A 19,552-nucleotide genomic window follows, 5' to 3' on the forward strand; every position below is an offset into this window, starting at 1 on the left:
TAAAAGTTTTAAACTATTGACCCCTGCCGTCAAATCCGTATACATAAACTTGGGAGATTTTAATTACGCAGCCTGACGATAATAATCAAACCACACCTGTCTTGGCGATTGATAGCCCAAACCCTTTTGAATCCTCGTCTGATTGTAGTACAGCTCGATATAACTGATAATATCATTGATGGCTGTGAACCTTGTTTTATAGTCTTGATGATATACCAGCTCATTCTTTAATGTGCCCCAGAAGCTTTCTATCGGAGCGTTATCGAAACAGTTGCCTTTGCCGCTCATTGAGCCTATAAATTGATGCTGCTTAATGGTCTTGTGGTAGGCGTGACTGCAATACTGACTGCCTCTGTCTGAATGAACGATTAGCCCTTTGCTTGGACGTTTATTCTTGATGGCCATATTTAGTGCTTTGCAAACTAAATCTGCGGTCATACGCTTGTTAATAGCGTAACCGACAAGCTCTTTGGTGTATAAGTCTTTGACCCCTGCTAAGTACAGCCAACCCTCATTCGTCCAGATATAGGTGATGTCGCTGACCCACGACTCGTTAGGGCGCTTAGCATCAAACTTCTGATCCAGTACGTTTGGATAGACCAGCTTGTTGTGATTGGAGTCGGTGGTGACTTTAAAGCGCTTATGACGACGACATTTAATGCCGTGTTGCTCTTTGATGCTTCTTACCATATACAGGCTAATGTTATGGCCTTGCTCGCTTAGATGAGCATGCAGTCGATCTGCGCCATAACGTTCTTTCGTTTCATTGTGAGCCGCTTTAACCAGTAATTCAGACTGGTTGCGATGTATCTGTTGGTCGCTGAGATCACGACTTAGCCAGTCGTAATAGCTTGATGGCTTAACCCTTAACACACGGCACATAGTGGTGATGCGAAAGAGGAACTGGTTGTCTTTGATAAAGGCGTACCTGACTAGCTGTTTCTCGCGAAGTACGCCGTCGCCAACTCGAGCATAGCTCTCCCCTTGCGTCGGGGCGAAGCAGTGCTTCGCTTTATCCCTCCTCATTTAGTATTTCGCGTTCCTCTTCAGCCACTTTGAGCTGCCGCTTGAGCTGCTTTATTTCTTGAAGAGCACTCATAAGATCAGGATCGTATTGCTTTGTGCCGACAAGCTTGCCTTGATTGGCTTTGTTATGCCAATTTGATAGCGTTTGCATGGCAATGCCAAGCTGCTTTGCAGTGGCTGAGATATTGCCATTATTGTCTGATATCTTCTTGACGGCCTCGGCTTTAAATTCGTCACTGTAGGTTCTTACTTTCTTGGTCATGGTAAACTCCTGTCAATACGCTTAGTTTACCAAGTTTATCTCTACGGTTTCTTCAGCATAGCTCACCATGATTTTGTATCCCTTAATAGTATATTGTAGTATGTTGTATATAATATAACCCCAGTTCGGGATAAGGGCTCAAAAAAAAGATAAAAAAAGAAGTCCGAAGTTGCTAAAGTAAGTTTACCAAGACAAACTTCACAACAAGGACTTCTTACATGGACAACCTAACCGAACTATACTGCCATATTGACGACTTTTATCAGCAATTCAAACCTGAGTTTGACGCTCATTTAATCGCAACGGGACACCAAAGGTTAAGAGCATGCCAGATAAGTGTAGCAGAGATTATGACCATCTTGATACTGTTTCATCAATTACGTTATCGACAGTTTAAGGCGTTTTACTACCATCACATGCTTGGCATGATGAAACGGGAGTTTCCAAATCTGCCGAGCTACTCGCGATTTATAGAGCTTGTGCCGCGCAGTATCATACCACTGTGCAGCTACTTGCAAAGCATGATGGGCGACTGTACGGGTATCAGCTATATTGATTCAACCAAGATAGCAGTTTGTCATAACAAACGTATCTACCGTCATAAAGTCTTTGAAGGACTTGCAACCCGAGGCAAAAGCAGCATGGGCTGGTTCTATGGCTTTAAGCTGCACGCCATTATCAATCATAAGGGCGAGCTTGTATCTGTTAAAGTCACTGCGGGTAATACGGATGACAGAGTGCCTGTTAAGGATATGGCAACACCTGTGTTTGGCAAGGTGTTTGGGGATAGAGGCTATATTAGTAAAGCCCTAAACGAGTGGCTCACAAAACACAGTGATACTACGTTGATAACCAAACTTCGGCGTAATATGAAACCCCAATTACTTGAGCCTATGGATGAGGCACTACTCAATCATCGCTCTTTGGTTGAAACGGTGTTTGGAGAGCTTAAAAACTTGTGCCAAATCGAACACTCACGCCATCGTAGTGTGACGGGGTTTATCACAAACTTGCTGTCGGGTTTGATTGCTTATTGCTGGTTTCCCTATAAGCCCACCATCAAAAACATGCCTCAGCAGGGACAGGTAGCGACATTGTAAATAGTATCAATGAGTTACAATGTGGCTTATCCCGAACTGGGGTTACTAATAGGTAAACGTTTGGCGGCAAACTGCGCCCATGCCAAACTCGGTGCCAAACGCTGCCAAGCAACATGGTCACGCATAACGCCAACGGTTGGTAATACCACCTGCAAAATCGCCAATATAAAGGCGGCCAGCAAGGCAAAATAACCCAATTCTGTGATTAACATACGGTCTAACCCTGTTTACTCTAATATGATTTAAGCTCACTGTAACGGTTGGATTTTTATTATTGGAAACTATTGAAATTTACTGCTATCTCTAGCTCCAATTGTTTTCGAAGTGTTTTGAAAAGCGTGCCGAAAGTAATAGACAATCATAAATATACAACCATCTTTTGTTAGGTAAGAAGAATATTGAATTAGTTAACCGGACTTATAACAGCCTAATGCCATCTAAATAAGACCTAGACGATCACACCTGAAAGACAGGCGCGAATCCACCGCCTGGCGTACGGAAGTTAGTCACCTGACCTTGATACACACGCGCAGCAGGTAGTAACAGTTTTCCGCCATACGTATAAAGACGTATATCTACCTTTCTTGTTGTTACGATGTCATCAATTTTGAGTGATCTCTCTCCTGCAGGGACAAAGGTCTGTGCGATATAATCTTCATCCAGAATGTTTTCGAAGACGCGTCGAGTCAGTTTGCTACCGCGATAAACGCCTTTGCTTCCATGACCAGCAACTGGCTTAAAAAACAGTTGCCGCCGAGTAAGCCACAACTCTGCTGCATCGTCTCTTGATACAATCTTAGTCCTCGGTACAGACCTTTCGAGGCACTCCACTGCAGCCTCATCCAGACCCCAAGAGCGCAATATTTGGGAGTCTGATAGCAATGTCAGGTTTTGCTTATTGGCCAACATAGCATGTACGCGGGGATTGGGTGTCACTACCACAGCACCCTCTAAATAAGCCTGCTTAAGCAATACATGGTCAGGGTCCTCAAATGCAAAGTCGACAAGCCGATTGTAAATCATATCGATTTTCTGGCCATGGGCTGTTAACGTACCGTCGATATACTCGAGTTCAGAGGGATCAAGTATCACAGTATCAATACCTCTAGCTTGGAGCAGTTGACAGGCTAACTCAAACTCTAAGAACATGAACTGACTCTCGGGGTCATTGTCCACAATGGCTATCCGATTGGGCATAGCAACAGCGGACTGTCGCTGCCATTCCTGTTTGAACATGTCAAACACTGCTTCCTCGAACCTATCTAGCATTTGATTGGTTACAGCGCTTTGCTCTGAGGGGTTGCAACAGCGTTTTTGTGCGCGAGCGAGCAACACATTCAGAAATGCGCCACCGGCATTAGTATTGACCTCGATGAGCTGAGGTCCATCGCTACCCAAGTGAAAGTCATAACCCATGAGGCCCCCTATTGGGCCTGGGTCGAAAGCAGCTATTTCTGGTGCCCACGACAGCACTTGCTCTTGATACAATGGCAGTTCGGCAGCTGACTCGATAGCCCTGACGATTCGCTCCATCGCCTCTATCTCTGTTTTGGGAACGAACACGGGTGTTGCTGAAAAAAGCTTATTAAGCTCGTTCGCTCCTATTGGATTGTTTCTAGTTTCTACCAATTGATCTTGAAGGCTTGTATTAAGCGCTTTACGATCAAGGGTAATGCAGTAGCACTCTTGGTTAAGTCGATTTGCAAGACCGTCATTTTTTTCGTTGTTATTAGTTGGGTGTTCCATTTAGAGTCCGTCGCTAAGTAGAGTACTCACGCTGACATACTCTAGTAAAAAGTAAAAAGTAAAAAGTAAAAAAGGTTCTTGGCGTGTTTAAGTAGTGCTAGCTACTTTCTAATGTTTCATTCCCTGAGACTAAATCATTATTTCGTTCATTTTTAATTAATATCTTTGCTAAGAGTAAACCCAGCTCAAATAATAGCCACATAGGAATCGCCAACAACAGCATTGATACACCATCAGGCGGTGTCACTACCGCGGCGATCCCAAAACAGCCGACTATGATATAACGACGCTTATCTTCTAAAATTTGAGTAGAAACGATTCCGGCCATTATCAGCAATAAGGTAACCACTGGAATCTCAAAAGTCAGTCCAAACACCATAAATAGCTTGAGGGCAAAGCTCAGATAACTGTCAATATCGGTCATTGGTATAACGTTCTGCGGAGCGAACATAATAAAAAATTTCAATACCCCTTTGAGTACGACAAAGTAGGAAAAAGCAACACCAGCATAAAATAGAAATATCGAAGATAGCAGTACAGGAATGGCAATTTTCTTCTCTTTTTTATATAAGCCGGAAGCTACAAATGACCAAATTTGATACAGGATATAAGGCATTGCTAAAAATGCGGCGACGAATATCGTTAAGCGAATGGGTGCCATAAAGTTTGACGTTATATCAGTGGCAATCATGGTCGAATTGATGGGTAACTGCGCCACTAATGGGTCTGATAAAAGATTATAAAGCTCGCGTGAAAATCCCACCAATACTAAGAATATAATTAAGACGACCACGCATATTCTTATTAAGTGCGTACGCAGCTCGATTAAATGTCCGGTAATAGGCATATCGCCAAGCGTACCTAACGTATCTCCAGACTCACTATTCTGTGTTGTATCTGTTGGCGCCTCAAACTCTATATCTGTTATTTTTTCTTGTCGACTTTTTTGCCGTTTAAATAGGCTCACTGATCCGCCTCCTGTTTAATGAACGAGGAGGTAGTATTCTGTTGATGGTCTTTATCATAAGGGGTGATTGACTGATGTGAAGCGTCTAGGCTTTGGTTCTGTGACTGCTCAAACTTTTGCATACTGCCACGCATTTCTGCTAATTCGCGCTTCATATCCGACTCGGTCTGACGGATTTTCGCAAGTTCATTTTGCATTTGTTGACGTGTTTCAGCTAGATCAAGCTCAGCTTCTATTTCAGATTGTAGAGTGGATACTGTACGGCGCAGTTTGGCATACCATTGCCCAGCGGTACGTGCGGCTTGCGGCAGTTTTTCTGGGCCCAATACGATTAAAGCAATGACGCCAAACAAGAGTAATTCGGAAAACCCAATATCAAACATAACAGTCACATATATTAATAGACTACTTAGTGCCGCTATTTATAAGCGGCGCGCTTCATACTTTAGGCTGGTCATCAGTGGAAATAGGGCTGATTTCCATATCATCAGCCTGATTACCTACACGCGTATTTAAATCATTACTTGCAGCTGGCGTACTATTTTCATGGCTAAGCACATGATTTTTGCGAGCATTCTCGGGTTCTTCATCTTTGACCGCTTCTTTAAAACCCTTCACCGCACCGCCTAAATCTTTACCTGCATTTTTAAGCTTGGCAGTACCAAATACGACCACCACTACGACCAATAAAATCAGCCAATGTGTAATAGAAAAGCTGCCCATAACGGTATCCTTATATTTTGTGATCTTGTTTAGACCAGTATGTGTCAGTGTGCTTTAGAACACTTTTTACCGTACCAGAATTATAGTTTCAAACGGCGCAATCGCAGCGCGTTAGCAATCACCGAGAATGACGACAAGCTCATCGCTGCCGCTGCTATCATCGGACTGAGCAGAAGCCCAAATATGGGATAGAGCACACCTGCGGCAATAGGAACACCAAGTGCATTGTAGATAAAGGCAAAAAACAGATTCTGTCTGATATTGCGCATGGTGGCGTGGCTAAGCTTATAAGCTTTGGCAATGCCCATTAAATCACCTTTTAGCAGGGTAATGCCCGCACTCTCCATCGCCACATCGGTACCGGTTCCCATAGCGATACCAACATTAGCTTGCGCTAGCGCTGGTGCGTCGTTGATACCATCACCCGCCATAGCGACCAATTTACCGCTGTCTTGCATTTCTTTGACGATACGGTTTTTATCCTCTGGTGAGACATCCGCATGAACTTCATCAATACCTAGTTTATTGGCGACTGCCTGCGCGGTTTTTTCGTTGTCACCGGTTAGCATCACAACTTTTAAACCTGCGTCATGAAGCAGTGAAATAGCCTCTTTAGTGCTTGGTTTAATAGGGTCAGCAACTGAAATAATACCAGCAGCTTTACCGTCTATAGCCACAAACATTACCGTTTCTCCGTCTTTTCTACGGACATCAGCTTTAGTGGACAGCTCATTATCAAAACTATTTAGGCTTTCCATAAGCTTAGAGTTACCAATAGCGACTTTCTTACCATCGACCACGGCTTGTACGCCTTCGCCAGTAGTCGAATTAAAGTCAGTAGCTTTAGGAATAATGAGTGATCTTTCTTGAGCTGCTCTAACGATAGCTTCTGCTAAAGGATGCTCGCTAGCGCTTTCTACTGAGGCTACCAATGCGAGGAACTCGTCTTCATCTTGACCTACCTGCGCATCAATTGCGGTAAGCTCGGGCTTACCAGCGGTCAGTGTTCCGGTCTTGTCGACGACAATGGTATCGACTTTTTCCATACTCTCTAACGCTTCAGCATTTTTGATGAGGACGCCGTTTTGCGCGCCTTTGCCGGTACCAACCATAATGGACATCGGCGTCGCTAGACCAAGGGCACAAGGACAAGCAATAATCAGTACCGCAATCGCGTTAACCAAAGCATAGGTCATAGCGGGCTCAGGGCCGAATATCGCCCAGACAATAAAGGTTATGATAGAGGTGACAATAACAATAGGTACGAACCAACCCGCCACTTGATCTACCAATTTCTGTATAGGTGCGCGGCTACGCTGGGCTTCAGCAACCATTTGTACAATTTTAGATAATACTGAATCTGCTCCAACATTGACCGCTTCGACTAATAGCGTTCCGGTGCCATTTACCGTACCACCAGTCACTGTATCTCCTGCTACTTTTGATACAGGGATTGGCTCACCCGTCACCATTGATTCATCAACATTACTATTACCATCGATCACTGTACCATCTACGGGTAGTTTCTCACCTGGTTTAACCCGTAGCTTATCGCCAGTGACGACCTCATCAAGCGAGACTTCGACTTCTTCACCGTTTTCATCGACACGTCTTGCGGTTGGTGGTGCGAGCTCAAGCAAAGCTCTAATCGCACCTGAAGTTTGACTTCTAGCTTTGAGCTCTAATACTTGACCCAGTAGCACCAAGGTCACAATGACCGCTGCCGCTTCATAGTAGACTCCGACTTGACCAGAGGCATCTCTGAAACTGTCTGGGAAAATATCGGGAAAAAAGGTCGCGACAATACTAAAAATATAAGCAGCGCCTACGCCTATCGCAATCAAGGTAAACATATTTAGATTGCGGCTTTTTATAGACTGCCAGCCACGGACGAAAAACGGGGCGGCGCCCCAAAGCACTACAGGGGTCGCGAGCACTAACTCAGCCCATTGTAAGATCTTTGAAGAGATACCATACTGACTAAAATTAACTACGTTTAAGTCAAACATACCGCTCATCACATATATTAATAGCGGTACAGTCAACACGGTACATATCCAAAAACGACGAGTCATGTCGTCAAGCTCTGAGGTGTCCTCTTCACCGATAGTAAGCGTTTCGGGCTCAAGCGCCATACCACATATCGGACAACCGCTATTTCTAACGTCTCTCACTTCAGGATGCATAGGACAGGTATATACCGTGCCATCGTAATCAGCAGGTACTTTATCGTATTTACCGCCTTTAACAGATTTTACTCCGCTACTATCAGTATCCTTTCCATGACAACTGGCGTGACTATCATCTTTAGCAACTTCGTCTTCAGGTTTAAGAAACATGCCACATATTGGGCAGTCACTTTTTTCAACATCTCTTACTTCTGGATGCATAGGACAAATATAGACCGTACCGCTATAATTTTCCGGTATCTTGTCGTACTTATCGTCTTCGACAGAATTTACCTCATTACTATTATTAGCATCCGCTCCATGACAATGCGCATGACTATCTTCATGGTTGTTGGATTCAGCAACCTCGTCTTCAGGTTTAAGAAACATGCCGCATATCGGACAATCGCTCTTTTCAGTATCTCTAACCTCAGGATGCATCGGGCAGATATAAACCGTACCACTATAATTTTCTGGTACTTTATCGTACTGACCACCTTTGATAGATTTTTCATCGGCAATATGTTTCATAAAATCACTCCTTGAAGACAATAAATAAAGCTTTTAAAGCACAATCATCAACCTTTAATTGCTATTCATCTAATTACTAATCTAGATATCTCGAAAATTAAGTTTCAATTGGAACTTAATCTTTATTACGCAAATATTTGAGTAAGGCCATAATAGTCAATATCAGTACCGCAAAAACCAGTACTGTAAACAATAAGGAGACAATAGATTCTCCCCAACCCATACCGTGCATCGATCCATTCATCATGCCGTGCATAGTCCCGTTCATCATACCGTGCATCATAATAACCATTACAAGGACTCCTTATTTGTTATTTCCTTAGTATAAGTAATGATATAGTGCTAGTGTGTGAACGTACACCTCTCAATAGTCTGCTTACTTAATAACACCTAATACAAAGTGCTCAAAATTTGTGACTGCCTATTCCAACTCATCAATAAGCGCTTGCATCTCACCGATTTCACGCTTTTGTGCTTCGATAATGTCATCAGCAAGCTGGCGTACACGTGGATCTTCGATATCAGCACGCGAACTGGTCAAAATAGCAATCGAGTGATGCGGTATCATCGCCTGCATCCAATCCACTTGATCGACCGTTTGTTGTGATCTAACGCCCCATAAACCAAAGGCAAATAGCACGACACTAATCCCATAAACCATTAGATTGACCTTAGTCTTTTTATACATATTGGTCATAAAGGCGAGCATAATAATAGCCATCATAGCGCCCATATATAACGCCATATAAGCTCTGGTTTCGCTAAAATAAACGTGATCCCATTGATAAGTATTAAAATACATCATGATAAACATCACGACTGTCGATGTTAAAATCATGATTGTGAACTTTACATAAGGGTTCATTTGCTTCTGTTTATTATCCATATGGTTATTCATATTCTTGTCCTTAATTTAGTAAAAAGGCACCTAAATAAAGAGGTGCCTTTTTTTAGAGCTAGTGTTATAAACTGTTGTTACTTACATGGTTAACACTAGAACCAAAATTTCACACCAGCTGTAACGCTACTAGAATCAACAGCTTCGTCTTCTTGACGTCGCAAATCTCTTGCGTTGCCTAAAGCGGTCTCATAGCTGATACCCACATAAGGCGCGAGCTGACGACTGAATGTCTCATAAGCCAGCCTAACTTCAGCTTCAAACTCATTAAAGCCTTTAGTAATACCGTTATCGGTATCATCTTTACTAAAGGCAGTCAGCTCCAGCTCTGGTCTGACCACCCAACGCTGATCTAAGCGCCACTCGTACGCTGCCCCAAGATCAAGCTGGACTTGACCATCAGTATATAGATAAGCTCTTGCGTCAGTCTCAACGAAGTACGGCGCCGTACCAGCAATGCCTGCCATGATTGCGGACTTATCGTTTTCAGTATTATAAGCAATACCCGCTTCTCCATTCCAGAAGATACCGAGCGGCTTCCAATAAGCGAGTGAGCTTAGACTATCGATCTCTTTATCATCGTTAGTTTGAGCACTACCTTCACTGCGTAGAGTGACACGATTACTATCAGTACCGTACCACGTATCAAACTCAAAATCGATTTGGTCATTCTCAAACTGATAGCCCAAAGTTTCTACTGACACACCCCATAACGGTAAGCTACCCATCATCACAGGCTTACCAAAGCGACCATAGGGAACACCGTTCGAGTAGTCAGGGCTTCGAGCATCGGCTGGTGCTTCGCCACCTTGCATTCCTGACATGTCCATACTGCCATGATCCATGCCCGACATATCCATGCCACTATGATCCATACCTGACATATCGCCCGACATATCCATGCCACTATGATCCATATCTGACATGTCACCTGACATATCCATACCACTATGATCCATATCCGACATATCGCCTGACATATCCATGCCACTATGGTCCATATCTGACATATCGCCTGACATATCCATGCCACTATGGTCCATATCTGACATATTGCCCGACATATCCATGCTGCTGTGATCCATACCAGACATGTCCATACTGCCATGATCCATGTTCGACATGTCCATACTACTATGGTCCATATCTGACATAGTCATGTCTTTTTTAACCGTGGACGGGTCAGCAGCATTAGCAAATGATGATGCTAATAATACCAATGATGATACCCCGGCGAACCGTAAACCTACTTTATGTATTTTCATCTCATCTCTCACCTATCAACCAAAGATTTGCTTAAACAACGGCAACTTCTCTAAACATCCCTGCTTCCATGTGATAGAGCAAGTGGCAATGCCATGCCCATCTGCCAGCTTCTCCGGTGACATCAAAGCTTATCTTTTGTGCAGGCTGTACCATTATCGTATGCTTACGTACTTGAAACTCACCTGAAGGCATCCGCAGATCGCTCCACATACCATGCAAATGCATGGGATGATTCATCATGGTGTCATTGACTAAGGTAATACGTACGCGCTCACCCGGCTTAATATTGACCGGTGCGGCATCTTTGAACATAACCCCGTCTAGAGCCCAAATATAGCGCTCCATGTTTCCCGTCAGATGTATTTCAATCTCTCTGGTGGGTTTGCGCTGCTCTGCCATTATCTCATCGCCGACAGAGCGCAACTGACTATAATTCAAAACCTTTCTATCAATGTTACGTAGATTAATACCAGGGTCATCAAGGTTCATACGCGGACTATCAACGCGCATATCGGACTTAAAGTCATATTCTGTTTTGGCATGTTTAGCGTTATAGCCATTCGATCCCATGGCGCCCATCATGTCGGCCATCGTCAGCCATTCGATTTTGTCCATAGCAGGTATCGCAGGACGAGCACCTTTTTTGGTAGCAAGCGTTGTCGCAACATAGCCTGACCGATCTATGTTTTGAGCAAATATGGTATGCGCGTCTTTAGTGGGCGTCACGATGACATCATAAGTCTCGGCCACCCCAATACGGAAATCATCGATATCGACGGGACTGACATCAATCCCATCCGTCGCGACGACTTTCATTTTTAGGCCGGGGATGCGTACATCAAATATCGTCTGCGCTGAACCATTAATAAAACGTAGTTTGACAGGCTGTCCAGCCTTGACAAGTTGCGTCCAGTTAGCCGCTGTGGTTTTACCATTCATCAGATAGGTAAAGGTTTTTTCACCAGACAGATCAGTAAAGTCTGTCGGCATCATCCGCATCTGATTCCACATTTTGCGCTTATCAAAAGCAGCTTTTAGATCTGTTGCGGCAATATCGGACAGTAGCTTTTTAAAATCTGGTAAATGATAATTATCAAAGTCTGCGCGTTGCTTTAATAGTTTAACCAAGTTGTGCGGGTCACGGTGCGTCCAATCACTGAGCAAAATGACATGGTCTTCCTCGATAGGATGACGTTCGCGCCCTTTCGGCTCAATGACGATGGCCCCGCGCATACCGGTTTGTTCTTGGAATCCAGTGTGCGAGTGATACCAATAAGTGCCTGATTGTTTTAATTTGAATTTATACGTAAAGGTGCTATTTGCTGGTATACCATCAAAACTAATGCCGGGCACGCCATCCATCTCAAACGGTACTAGTAGACCATGCCAATGAATAGAGGTCGACTCATTCATTTGGTTATGGACGCGTATCACTACCGTATCGCCCTCGCGCATTTTTAGCGTTGGCGCTGGTAATGAGTCATTAATGAGCGTCGCCGTGCTTGACTTGCCATCAACAATGATGGGTTTTTTGCTGACATAAAGATCAAACTCTTTGCCTGTCAGTATGGGTACTTTATGATCGGGTTTATCACTGTTAATGACGGCATTTTTTTGATTTGCACCCAACGCACTATTGGCAATGGTTGGTAACGTCGATAGCATAGACGCGCCAAGTAGCGTAGATGACCCTGTCAAAAAACGTCGACGGTTCAGCATGTTTTTATTATTCATAATGATGACCTAATTTAATTTGAGAGATGGTGGTTAAGCTTATAGTTATAATATTTCGATATTTAATAGAATCTACTCGCATCTAAGCCAACACTACAGCTGCTGCTGAGGAGACTCAATAGCAGCATAGACTTCTGTGGTGCCGTCTTTATTAAGCTGCATTACCTTATAAGGCATGAATTTACCTTCATACTCCATACCGGGGCTACCAACCGGCATACTCGGTACGGCAAGTCCAATAGCTTGTGCAGGAGGATTTGCTAAGAATTCAGCCATGTGTTTAGCAGGGACATGCCCTTCAAAGACAAAACCGTCGGTGGTAACGGTGGTATGACAAGAGCGCATTTGCTGTGGTACGCCATAACGCTCCTTAAATAAGGATAGATCTTCCACATCGTGCGTGGTTGCACTTAATCCATTGTTTTTTGCATAGCCTACCCATTCTTTACAGCAGCCGCAGTTGGCATCTTTATAAACCGTGGCTGAGACGTTTTTGAGTAATGATGACGAGCTGTTAACGGGAGCATTTGTAGGAGCAGAACTTTCATTTTGTACTTGTGCATTCTGGGTAGCAGACTGTTCAACCTTTACTGGTTGAGAATCAGAGCCACTGGTATTAGATTGGCTGCAAGCGGCTAGCGTTAACGAGAGTGACGATGTCACCACCAATAAAAGGACACGACCGGATAACCAGCTATGTCCATTAGAAAGCACATGTGTGTAATGTCTCATTAAATTACTCCTAAACGTCTATTGTTATGCTCGATATTCTAAAAACTTACACCCTATATTTGAATTCTTATGTACTTAACTAAAAACATTAAATGCAGCACTGTTCAGTACTGCATTATTAATAGCGACAACCGTGAGTTAGGAGGCTTTCATATCTAGAAAGTATTAATGCTGCATTCCAGATCCATCATCCGACATATTCATACCCATATCACCACCATCTGACATATTCATATCACCATCAAATGACATGTCCATCATATCGCCATCTATCCTAGTGGTTAGCATCGTGTACTGAGCTTCATCTAATTCAGGTAACGATCTAATAAAAGCAACCATTGCCCACATTCTATCGTCGTCATGAGAAGCACCCCATGCTGGCATTCCAGATGCCATAATACCGTGCTTGATTGCCCAAAAGCCTTGCTTTGCACCGTCTTCTGTTTGATAACGTTTGACAATATCAGCCTTGGTAAAGTTGGGCGGCTTTGGATATAAGCTCTCACTAAAGTCAGTTTGTGCCACTCCCGGAGACAAGTGACAGCCTGCACACATATCCTTATAGTCCGCGCCCCCAGAGCTGATATCGACCTTCTCTAAGTCTGGTACCACAATATCTTTACTGGCATTTTCTATGGAACGATTGCGAGCAGTTTCTAAAAAGCTAAACATCATTGGGCTATGCTCTTGGTCAGCTCCCACATTGACAACGCCACTAGTAACAACCGCAAACACGCCAACGATTGCCACAAATACGGTAAAGAGCGCACCCAATAAAAATTTCATATGTTTTCCTAAAACTTTATTTTCGTTAAGTGTTGACTGCTATTTAACAGAGCTAAAATTTTTAAGATTTACTGTCGTTAGTAACGCAGTGTTTTTGGTACATTTGCTTCATTTTACCCATGTTAGCCATCATTGCTTTCATAGCAGGATCTTTCATATCCATCTTGCTATGATCCATTTTTTGCATCATTTGCATATGCTTTTGCATTTTTTCACAGTTCATTTGATCTTTTTCAGCATGCATTTTAGGGTCATGCGCCATAGCTGAGGTCGATACGACAAGAGCGATGGCCGTCATTGCGATTGATTTAGACAGTAATTTAAATTGTGACATGATTAATTCCTATTGTTTGGATTAAAGGTTATTGAGTTCAATAGTTGTTAAACCAGCCTAAATGATACATTAATCATTCTGACTGGTAGATGACGATAAGATTACAATTCTGTCATTCTCACCGCTTTAGATTTTAATGCGCGATATATTCATTTAATATGGCTTCAGCATTTCTATCACGATCGCTACCATATTTTTTTACAAAATACTTTTCAGATTGCAAATGTTGATCTTGATGTTGAACCTGACAAGCCACTCTGGCGTCGACATAACTTTTCTTTTGCTCTTTGGACATTTGTGCATCATTATGATCTGCGTTTCTTGCAAAACTAGTGAGCGCATCACAATTACCGAGAACAGAAGCATCTAAGTTTGTGGTATGCGCATTGGCCGCTGACATGCCCACTAACATCGATACTGAAAGCAAAGCTGCTTTTTTTAATGAACTATAATTTTTCATATAAGACCCTTTAAAGATAAATAACAAACTGTTTAAGTAGGATAATTGCTTTACTCGTAGAGGCAGTCTGTATCAGAGACAAGCCAATATGCGGCGTTGATTTAGAATACTAAATGGTGGCTGACAGCTAGATGACACGGATATTACATGTTCGTTAGGAACAGCATAATATTGTCATCTTCTTGTCATTAAAACCAAATACCAGCATCTGTCTCTATCCAAAGAACACTGTTATAACAAGGGTTCCTGATAAATATATGGCTGATAAGCTAACAATGTTAGTGATACGCTGTTGACAACTATAATGATATAAAGGTAAGCAACGATGAAAGTACTGTTAGTAGAAGATGAGAAAAACCTTGGAGAATATATTAAGAAAGGCTTAACTGAGGCCGGTTTCATCGTGGATCATCACATGACAGGTTTAGATGGCTATCATGCGTTAATGACTGAAGATTTTAGTGTGGTTTTGATGGATGTCATGCTACCTGACGTCAGTGGCTTTGAGTTGGTACAGCGCTACCGAGCTGCTGGAAAGCATACGCCAGTTTTATTTTTAACGGCTAAAGATGATTTAAGCGATCGGATCAAAGGTATTGAAATTGGTGGCGATGATTATCTGACCAAGCCTTTTGCTTTTGCTGAACTGATTGTTAGAATAAAAAGCCTATTGCGCCGTGCCAATCAATCTGATTATAAAAGCTCGGTCATACACATAGCTGATCTGAAAATGGATATTGCTAAACGCACTGTATATAGAGGCGATACCAACATAAAATTGACTGCTAAAGAATTTGCTTTATTACAACTTTTCTTAGAACGTCAAGGTGAGGTACTGCCACGCACTGTGATTGCCTCACAAGTATGGGACATAAATTTTGACAGTGATACAAATGTCATTGACGTGGCTATAAGGCGCTTGCGGATAAAAATTGATGATGGATTTGATATAAAGCTGATTCATACGGTACGCGGAATGGGCTACAAGTTAGAGCCACTGGCTGTCGACGTGGATAGTGGCATGGGCGACGATAGTATTAATAAAGACAGTCTGACATCAAATGAGACATAAATCTAAGAATCGGCGTTGGTCACTGTTATGGCGAACTGTTTTTTTACTGACAATATTTGTTGTTATCTCTCAAGTTATTATTTATATATGGGTTCAGCGCTCTGTTAACGAGCACTTTGAGCAAATGGACTCAGAGATTATTACCCATGCAGCTTTTAACCTGCGTAAACGCATGGTGAATTTTAACGATCACATAGAACCTTTTACAGTGTCAAAGTCGCAAGCGCTAATTGATGCCAATCATCTACATTCTTCTTGGCTGGATTATGATTTAAAAACGTTAATATCAGACAAAAACGGCAATTTATTGTCCAGCGATCCCAGTAATTTCATCAATGATCTACCGGCAGATTTTAGCTTGTTACAACTATTGCAGGACTATCGCGATCAGCAGTTTATGATCAAGATAAATAATAGGTATTACCGAGCCATTATCATTACACATCAAGAGGTTTTGGCATTTATTGCTCTACCTATCGATGTGCATCATCAATATCTTATCCAGTTTAATCGCCAGCTGAGCTTGATACTTATCGCCATTACCTTATTATTGGTTTCAGTAGCAGCACTAAGTGTACACTGGGGTTTTGCTCCCCTAGCTACTATCGTACAAAAGATGAAAGGCATTAATCTTCAAAGGTTAGATGAAAGAATTGTGGTTGGCGATATGCCGTTAGAATTACGTCCACTAACGGAGTCTTATAATTCTATGATGGTCAAGCTTGAAAGTAACTTTGAATCATTATCACGGTTTTCAGACAATATCGCCCATGAGCTACGTACGCCAATAGCGACGCTGAGTACGCAAACGCAAGTCATGTTAACTAAGCCAAGAGAAAGCGACGAATACATTGAGCAATTGCATCATCAGCATGATACGTTAAAGCAGTTATCCGCCATGATTAACGATATGTTATTACTGGCAAAAACTCAAAAAGAGCTGAGTGATTCGCAAATCAGTCATGTCGATATAGAGAGCTTGATCACAAAGCTTATAGATTATTATGAGATGATTGCTGAGGATCGTGAGATAATCTTTGAAAAATCGGGTGATTTTAAAACAGTACTAGGTGATAAAGGCTTATTGCAACGGCTGTTTGCCAACCTGATGTCAAATGCGATTTATTATGCGGCTAGTAATAGCACTATTATGATATCCGCTACTGTCCTCACTTCAAGCACCTCGCTTAATGCGCCAAAAGACGATATTCAATCCCCAGAGCAGCTCTGGTTAAGAATAACTATGACCAACCGTCTAGACAAACCATTAAATCAGATTGAAGCCGATAAACTGTTTGAGCGATTCTATCGTCATGATAAAACGAATACGATGCATTCAGGAACAGGCTTAGGCTTAGGCTTATCTATTGTGCAAGCTATCGCCAATGCTCATAATGGCAAAGTTAGTATTACTATCAAAGATGAGTGTCTTTTTGAGGTTGCTGTAAAGTTGTTGATTGCCAGGTAGTAAATACCTTCATACTGTCTATGAACCGCTCAGATTAGATCGAAGGCGAGTTTACTTGGAAGGTCTCTCTATCCATAAGATGAGATTCTGACTTGCGATAGTTGTACTTTTCAATTGTTGGACAAAAAATTTCTTATATAAGCCTATTTCATACATTCTATTACCAATAATTATGGTGCCTTTATGATGATTCATCCTCAGTATGATCCCGTAGCGCTTTCCTTGGGTCCATTGGAAGTGCACTGGTATGGGCTAATGTATTTGCTAGCCTTTGCTGCCGCTTACGGTTTGGCTTGGTATCGCAGTACCAAACGCGACAATTGGACCACCGACATGGTCTCTGACTTAGTCTTTTATGGCGCGCTTGGTGTCATCTTAGGCGGTCGTATTGGCTATGTGCTGTTTTATCAGTTCGGTGAATTACTCCAAAACCCTGCCTATATATTAAAAGTCTGGGAAGGCGGTATGTCTTTCCACGGCGGCTTTATCGGCGTCATGCTAGGTATGTGGTTCTTTGCCCGTAAATATAAAAAGACTACCTTTCAAGTATTCGATTTTATCGTTCCTTGTGTACCAACCGGCTTACTGTTTGGGCGTATCGGCAACTATATCAATGGCGAATTATGGGGTCGCGTCTCAGACGGTGGCTATAACTGGCTGACCTACTTTCCGCAAGCCGCGGCGTTTGATATGGAGCAATTACAGAGCAATCCACAATTGCAAGAATTGATGATTGAAGTCAATGGTCAATACATATTGCCTCGTCATCCATCACAGCTATATGAAGCCTTTGCCGAAGGTCTGCTGCTATTTATATTCTTATGGTGGTATTCATCAAAACCACGTCCACGTATGGCCGCCTCCGCTGTATTCTTACTAGGCTATGGCATCAGCCGCTTTATCATTGAATTCTTCCGCCAGCCAGATGCTGACCAAGGATTCATATTATTAGGTTGGATGACCAAAGGGCAAATCTTAAGCGCGCCGATGATTATCGCCGGCTTAATCATGCTGATTTATGCTTACAAACGCGGTATTTATGATTGGGGTAAGCAGTCTGCATATTAGAAATAAGTGTCGAGGTGCATGAACAAATAAATATAAATGCAGTTCTAACAAGATACATTCCATTTGCAGAATTAATACCTATGTTAGTACAAGGATTTTTATTCCTAAACCTAATTTTTTCATCAGATAGTGGAACTTCAAAAGCTAAAAATAAATTTGGATATGTAACTTTTTATGTCAATGTAACCTATTTTAGATATTATCTGTCTTTAAAATAACCAATTTCTTAGAAATTAATACAAGGAACTACATGATGTATCGCAACAATTACGTAAGATTACATAGTTCCTTAGCGAATTAAAATTCATATTGACACTATAAATTAGTATATTATTTTAATAATTGGTTAAACCCTATATAGCATAATTACTTCACCCACTAAAAAAACGTTTGAGGATTAAATCTAAATTAAGGATTTAATCCTCAAACGTTTTTTTCTGCTTATCAAACAGGAGATATTGTTGTCAGGTTGGTCAGCTATATTCTATAAATGTTACACGAAATTACATTATAAAATAGGTATTTTTTATCATTTTATAAGCTTAAAAAGAGCTTTTATCAGATTTTTATTAGTGATGACATGCTTTACAGCCTATGCTAAAGTCCGATTTGTGTTTTGGCTAACAGTTTGACTTCCAATAAATTTATAAGGTTTTAGCGAAATCGTTGATAATGCCGGCCGCCTATGGAATAAGGGTTTGCAGCATAATTATTAGTCACCACAATGTGTATATTATTGAGTTGTTGAGATTTAATTGACTGCTCTGTTATGGACAACAGACCATTTTGAATTAACCGTAGGTATTAGATTTATGAAACAGGCCTTATTGATTTTGTCAGTACTGGGTATGGGCATAGCACAAACGAGTACTGCTGCTGTAACGACCTTTCAAACAAGTAATAATATAACCAATATTTCTGCGGCATCAAACTACAGTTCGTCAAAAAATATTTATAGCACCAAAAGTGGTGCTTATGTTTCTAGCAATGATGAAATCAGTCAAGCAATTAGCAACTTAAGTGCGCAGGCTCAACAAAAAGAGAAACAGCTTTCGTTATCAAGTAGCCGCTTATATGCTGAAAGACAACAGCAGCAAGTCAATAAGGTTCCTGACAGCAATTCAGCCCCCGCTATCGCTGCTGCTCGCGCCTCAAAAGTGGCTTTATCTGGCAGCTCTGGATATTGTGCCCGTTACGTACGTAAAGCACTA

The 19,552-nt window shown here is 42.0% G+C and carries 18 protein-coding genes and 2 pseudogenes; 5 read left to right on the forward strand and 15 right to left on the reverse strand.

Annotated features, from left to right (window positions below):
• Positions 1-63: 63 nt before the first annotated feature.
• A pseudogene (locus JMX75_RS12045) lies at positions 64-1,288 on the reverse strand (IS3 family transposase).
• Positions 1,289-1,506: 218 nt separating this feature from the next.
• On the opposite strand from JMX75_RS12045, the gene JMX75_RS12050 reads away from it, so the two are divergent.
• The gene (locus JMX75_RS12050; RefSeq protein WP_201532477.1) at positions 1,507-2,388 is read left to right on the forward strand and encodes an IS982-like element IS1599 family transposase; all 882 of its coding nucleotides are present in this window, start codon (positions 1,507-1,509) and stop codon (positions 2,386-2,388) included.
• A gap of 26 nt (positions 2,389-2,414) precedes the next feature.
• Here the strand turns inward: JMX75_RS12050 and JMX75_RS12055 are convergent, their stop codons facing one another.
• From JMX75_RS12055 to JMX75_RS12120, 14 genes are all read right to left on the reverse strand, one after another.
• Positions 2,415-2,600: a hypothetical protein gene (locus JMX75_RS12055; protein ID WP_201532478.1), complete on the reverse strand. Its 186-nt coding sequence runs from the start codon at positions 2,598-2,600 to the stop codon at positions 2,415-2,417.
• 244 nt (positions 2,601-2,844) lie between these two features.
• The gene (locus tag JMX75_RS12060) at positions 2,845-4,134 is read right to left on the reverse strand and encodes a hypothetical protein (RefSeq protein WP_201532479.1); all 1,290 of its coding nucleotides are present in this window, start codon (positions 4,132-4,134) and stop codon (positions 2,845-2,847) included.
• Between the two features lie 97 nt (positions 4,135-4,231).
• Complete coding sequence (tatC, locus tag JMX75_RS12065) at positions 4,232-5,101, reverse strand: twin-arginine translocase subunit TatC (protein WP_011959994.1); 870 nt, start codon at positions 5,099-5,101, stop codon at positions 4,232-4,234.
• On the reverse strand, positions 5,098-5,484 hold the full coding sequence (gene tatB / locus JMX75_RS12070; protein ID WP_036599454.1) for a Sec-independent protein translocase protein TatB: 387 nt from the start codon (positions 5,482-5,484) through the stop codon (positions 5,098-5,100). Before tatB ends, tatC begins: the two co-directional genes overlap by 4 nt.
• A gap of 55 nt (positions 5,485-5,539) precedes the next feature.
• The gene (tatA, locus tag JMX75_RS12075) at positions 5,540-5,824 is read right to left on the reverse strand and encodes a Sec-independent protein translocase subunit TatA (protein ID WP_011959992.1); all 285 of its coding nucleotides are present in this window, start codon (positions 5,822-5,824) and stop codon (positions 5,540-5,542) included.
• An 80-nt stretch (positions 5,825-5,904) separates the two neighbouring features.
• Positions 5,905-8,523, reverse strand: coding sequence for a copper-transporting P-type ATPase (locus JMX75_RS12080; protein WP_201532480.1), 2,619 nt, complete (start codon positions 8,521-8,523; stop codon positions 5,905-5,907).
• Between the two features lie 115 nt (positions 8,524-8,638).
• Positions 8,639-8,815 carry a hypothetical protein gene (locus JMX75_RS12085; protein ID WP_157769651.1) on the reverse strand — a complete coding sequence of 59 codons (177 nt, stop codon included), beginning with the start codon at positions 8,813-8,815 and terminating at the stop codon, positions 8,639-8,641.
• A 129-nt stretch (positions 8,816-8,944) separates the two neighbouring features.
• Positions 8,945-9,421, reverse strand: coding sequence for a DUF305 domain-containing protein (locus JMX75_RS12090; protein ID WP_037059145.1), 477 nt, complete (start codon positions 9,419-9,421; stop codon positions 8,945-8,947).
• 95 nt (positions 9,422-9,516) lie between these two features.
• Positions 9,517-10,686 (reverse strand): copper resistance protein B, encoded by a 1,170-nt coding sequence (locus tag JMX75_RS12095; RefSeq protein WP_201532481.1) that lies wholly within the window; start codon positions 10,684-10,686, stop codon positions 9,517-9,519.
• A 31-nt stretch (positions 10,687-10,717) separates the two neighbouring features.
• A complete protein-coding gene (locus JMX75_RS12100) occupies positions 10,718-12,421 on the reverse strand; it encodes a copper resistance system multicopper oxidase (protein WP_201532482.1) in 1,704 nt (567 codons plus the stop codon).
• 93 nt (positions 12,422-12,514) lie between these two features.
• Complete coding sequence (locus JMX75_RS12105; protein WP_011959987.1) at positions 12,515-13,153, reverse strand: DUF411 domain-containing protein; 639 nt, start codon at positions 13,151-13,153, stop codon at positions 12,515-12,517.
• Positions 13,154-13,318: 165 nt separating this feature from the next.
• Positions 13,319-13,939 (reverse strand): c-type cytochrome, encoded by a 621-nt coding sequence (locus JMX75_RS12110; protein ID WP_201532483.1) that lies wholly within the window; start codon positions 13,937-13,939, stop codon positions 13,319-13,321.
• A gap of 61 nt (positions 13,940-14,000) precedes the next feature.
• The gene (locus JMX75_RS12115; RefSeq protein WP_201532484.1) at positions 14,001-14,273 is read right to left on the reverse strand and encodes a hypothetical protein; all 273 of its coding nucleotides are present in this window, start codon (positions 14,271-14,273) and stop codon (positions 14,001-14,003) included.
• Between the two features lie 133 nt (positions 14,274-14,406).
• The gene (locus JMX75_RS12120; RefSeq protein ID WP_011959984.1) at positions 14,407-14,733 is read right to left on the reverse strand and encodes a hypothetical protein; all 327 of its coding nucleotides are present in this window, start codon (positions 14,731-14,733) and stop codon (positions 14,407-14,409) included.
• A gap of 325 nt (positions 14,734-15,058) precedes the next feature.
• On the opposite strand from JMX75_RS12120, the gene JMX75_RS12125 reads away from it, so the two are divergent.
• From JMX75_RS12125 to JMX75_RS12140, 4 genes and pseudogenes are all read left to right on the forward strand, one after another.
• Complete coding sequence (locus tag JMX75_RS12125; protein WP_186475561.1) at positions 15,059-15,805, forward strand: heavy metal response regulator transcription factor; 747 nt, start codon at positions 15,059-15,061, stop codon at positions 15,803-15,805.
• Entirely contained in the window at positions 15,795-17,273 is a 1,479-nt protein-coding gene (locus JMX75_RS12130) for an ATP-binding protein (RefSeq protein WP_201532485.1), read from the forward strand. Before JMX75_RS12125 ends, JMX75_RS12130 begins: the two co-directional genes overlap by 11 nt.
• Positions 17,274-17,456: 183 nt before the next feature.
• Positions 17,457-18,341: a prolipoprotein diacylglyceryl transferase gene (lgt, locus tag JMX75_RS12135; protein ID WP_011959981.1), complete on the forward strand. Its 885-nt coding sequence runs from the start codon at positions 17,457-17,459 to the stop codon at positions 18,339-18,341.
• 812 nt (positions 18,342-19,153) lie between these two features.
• Positions 19,154-19,552, forward strand: a pseudogene (locus JMX75_RS12140) (CHAP domain-containing protein); the annotation flags it as partial.

It is taken from the genome of Psychrobacter sp. LFX-11D (genome assembly GCF_904846475.1).
Classification (GTDB): Bacteria; Pseudomonadota; Gammaproteobacteria; order Pseudomonadales; family Moraxellaceae; genus Psychrobacter; species Psychrobacter cryohalolentis.

Bases quoted from the DNA above. Each gene is read 5' to 3' on its own strand.
- JMX75_RS12090 (WP_037059145.1), bottom strand. From the start codon at position 9,421: ATGAATAACCATATGGATAATAAACAGAAGCAAATGAACCCTTATGTA.
- JMX75_RS12110 (WP_201532483.1), bottom strand. From the start codon at position 13,939: ATGAAATTTTTATTGGGTGCGCTCTTTACCGTATTTGTGGCAATCGTT.
- JMX75_RS12095 (WP_201532481.1), bottom strand. From the start codon at position 10,686: ATGAAAATACATAAAGTAGGTTTACGGTTCGCCGGGGTATCATCATTG.
- tatB (WP_036599454.1), bottom strand. From the start codon at position 5,484: ATGTTTGATATTGGGTTTTCCGAATTACTCTTGTTTGGCGTCATTGCT.
- JMX75_RS12085 (WP_157769651.1), bottom strand. From the start codon at position 8,815: ATGGTTATTATGATGCACGGTATGATGAACGGGACTATGCACGGCATG.
- JMX75_RS12055 (WP_201532478.1), bottom strand. From the start codon at position 2,600: ATGTTAATCACAGAATTGGGTTATTTTGCCTTGCTGGCCGCCTTTATA.
- JMX75_RS12125 (WP_186475561.1), top strand. From the start codon at position 15,059: ATGAAAGTACTGTTAGTAGAAGATGAGAAAAACCTTGGAGAATATATT.
- JMX75_RS12080 (WP_201532480.1), bottom strand. From the start codon at position 8,523: ATGAAACATATTGCCGATGAAAAATCTATCAAAGGTGGTCAGTACGAT.
- JMX75_RS12130 (WP_201532485.1), top strand. From the start codon at position 15,795: ATGAGACATAAATCTAAGAATCGGCGTTGGTCACTGTTATGGCGAACT.
- JMX75_RS12060 (WP_201532479.1), bottom strand. From the start codon at position 4,134: ATGGAACACCCAACTAATAACAACGAAAAAAATGACGGTCTTGCAAAT.
- JMX75_RS12120 (WP_011959984.1), bottom strand. From the start codon at position 14,733: ATGAAAAATTATAGTTCATTAAAAAAAGCAGCTTTGCTTTCAGTATCG.
- JMX75_RS12105 (WP_011959987.1), bottom strand. From the start codon at position 13,153: ATGAGACATTACACACATGTGCTTTCTAATGGACATAGCTGGTTATCC.
- JMX75_RS12100 (WP_201532482.1), bottom strand. From the start codon at position 12,421: ATGAATAATAAAAACATGCTGAACCGTCGACGTTTTTTGACAGGGTCA.
- tatA (WP_011959992.1), bottom strand. From the start codon at position 5,824: ATGGGCAGCTTTTCTATTACACATTGGCTGATTTTATTGGTCGTAGTG.
- JMX75_RS12115 (WP_201532484.1), bottom strand. From the start codon at position 14,273: ATGTCACAATTTAAATTACTGTCTAAATCAATCGCAATGACGGCCATC.
- lgt (WP_011959981.1), top strand. From the start codon at position 17,457: ATGATGATTCATCCTCAGTATGATCCCGTAGCGCTTTCCTTGGGTCCA.
- JMX75_RS12050 (WP_201532477.1), top strand. From the start codon at position 1,507: ATGGACAACCTAACCGAACTATACTGCCATATTGACGACTTTTATCAG.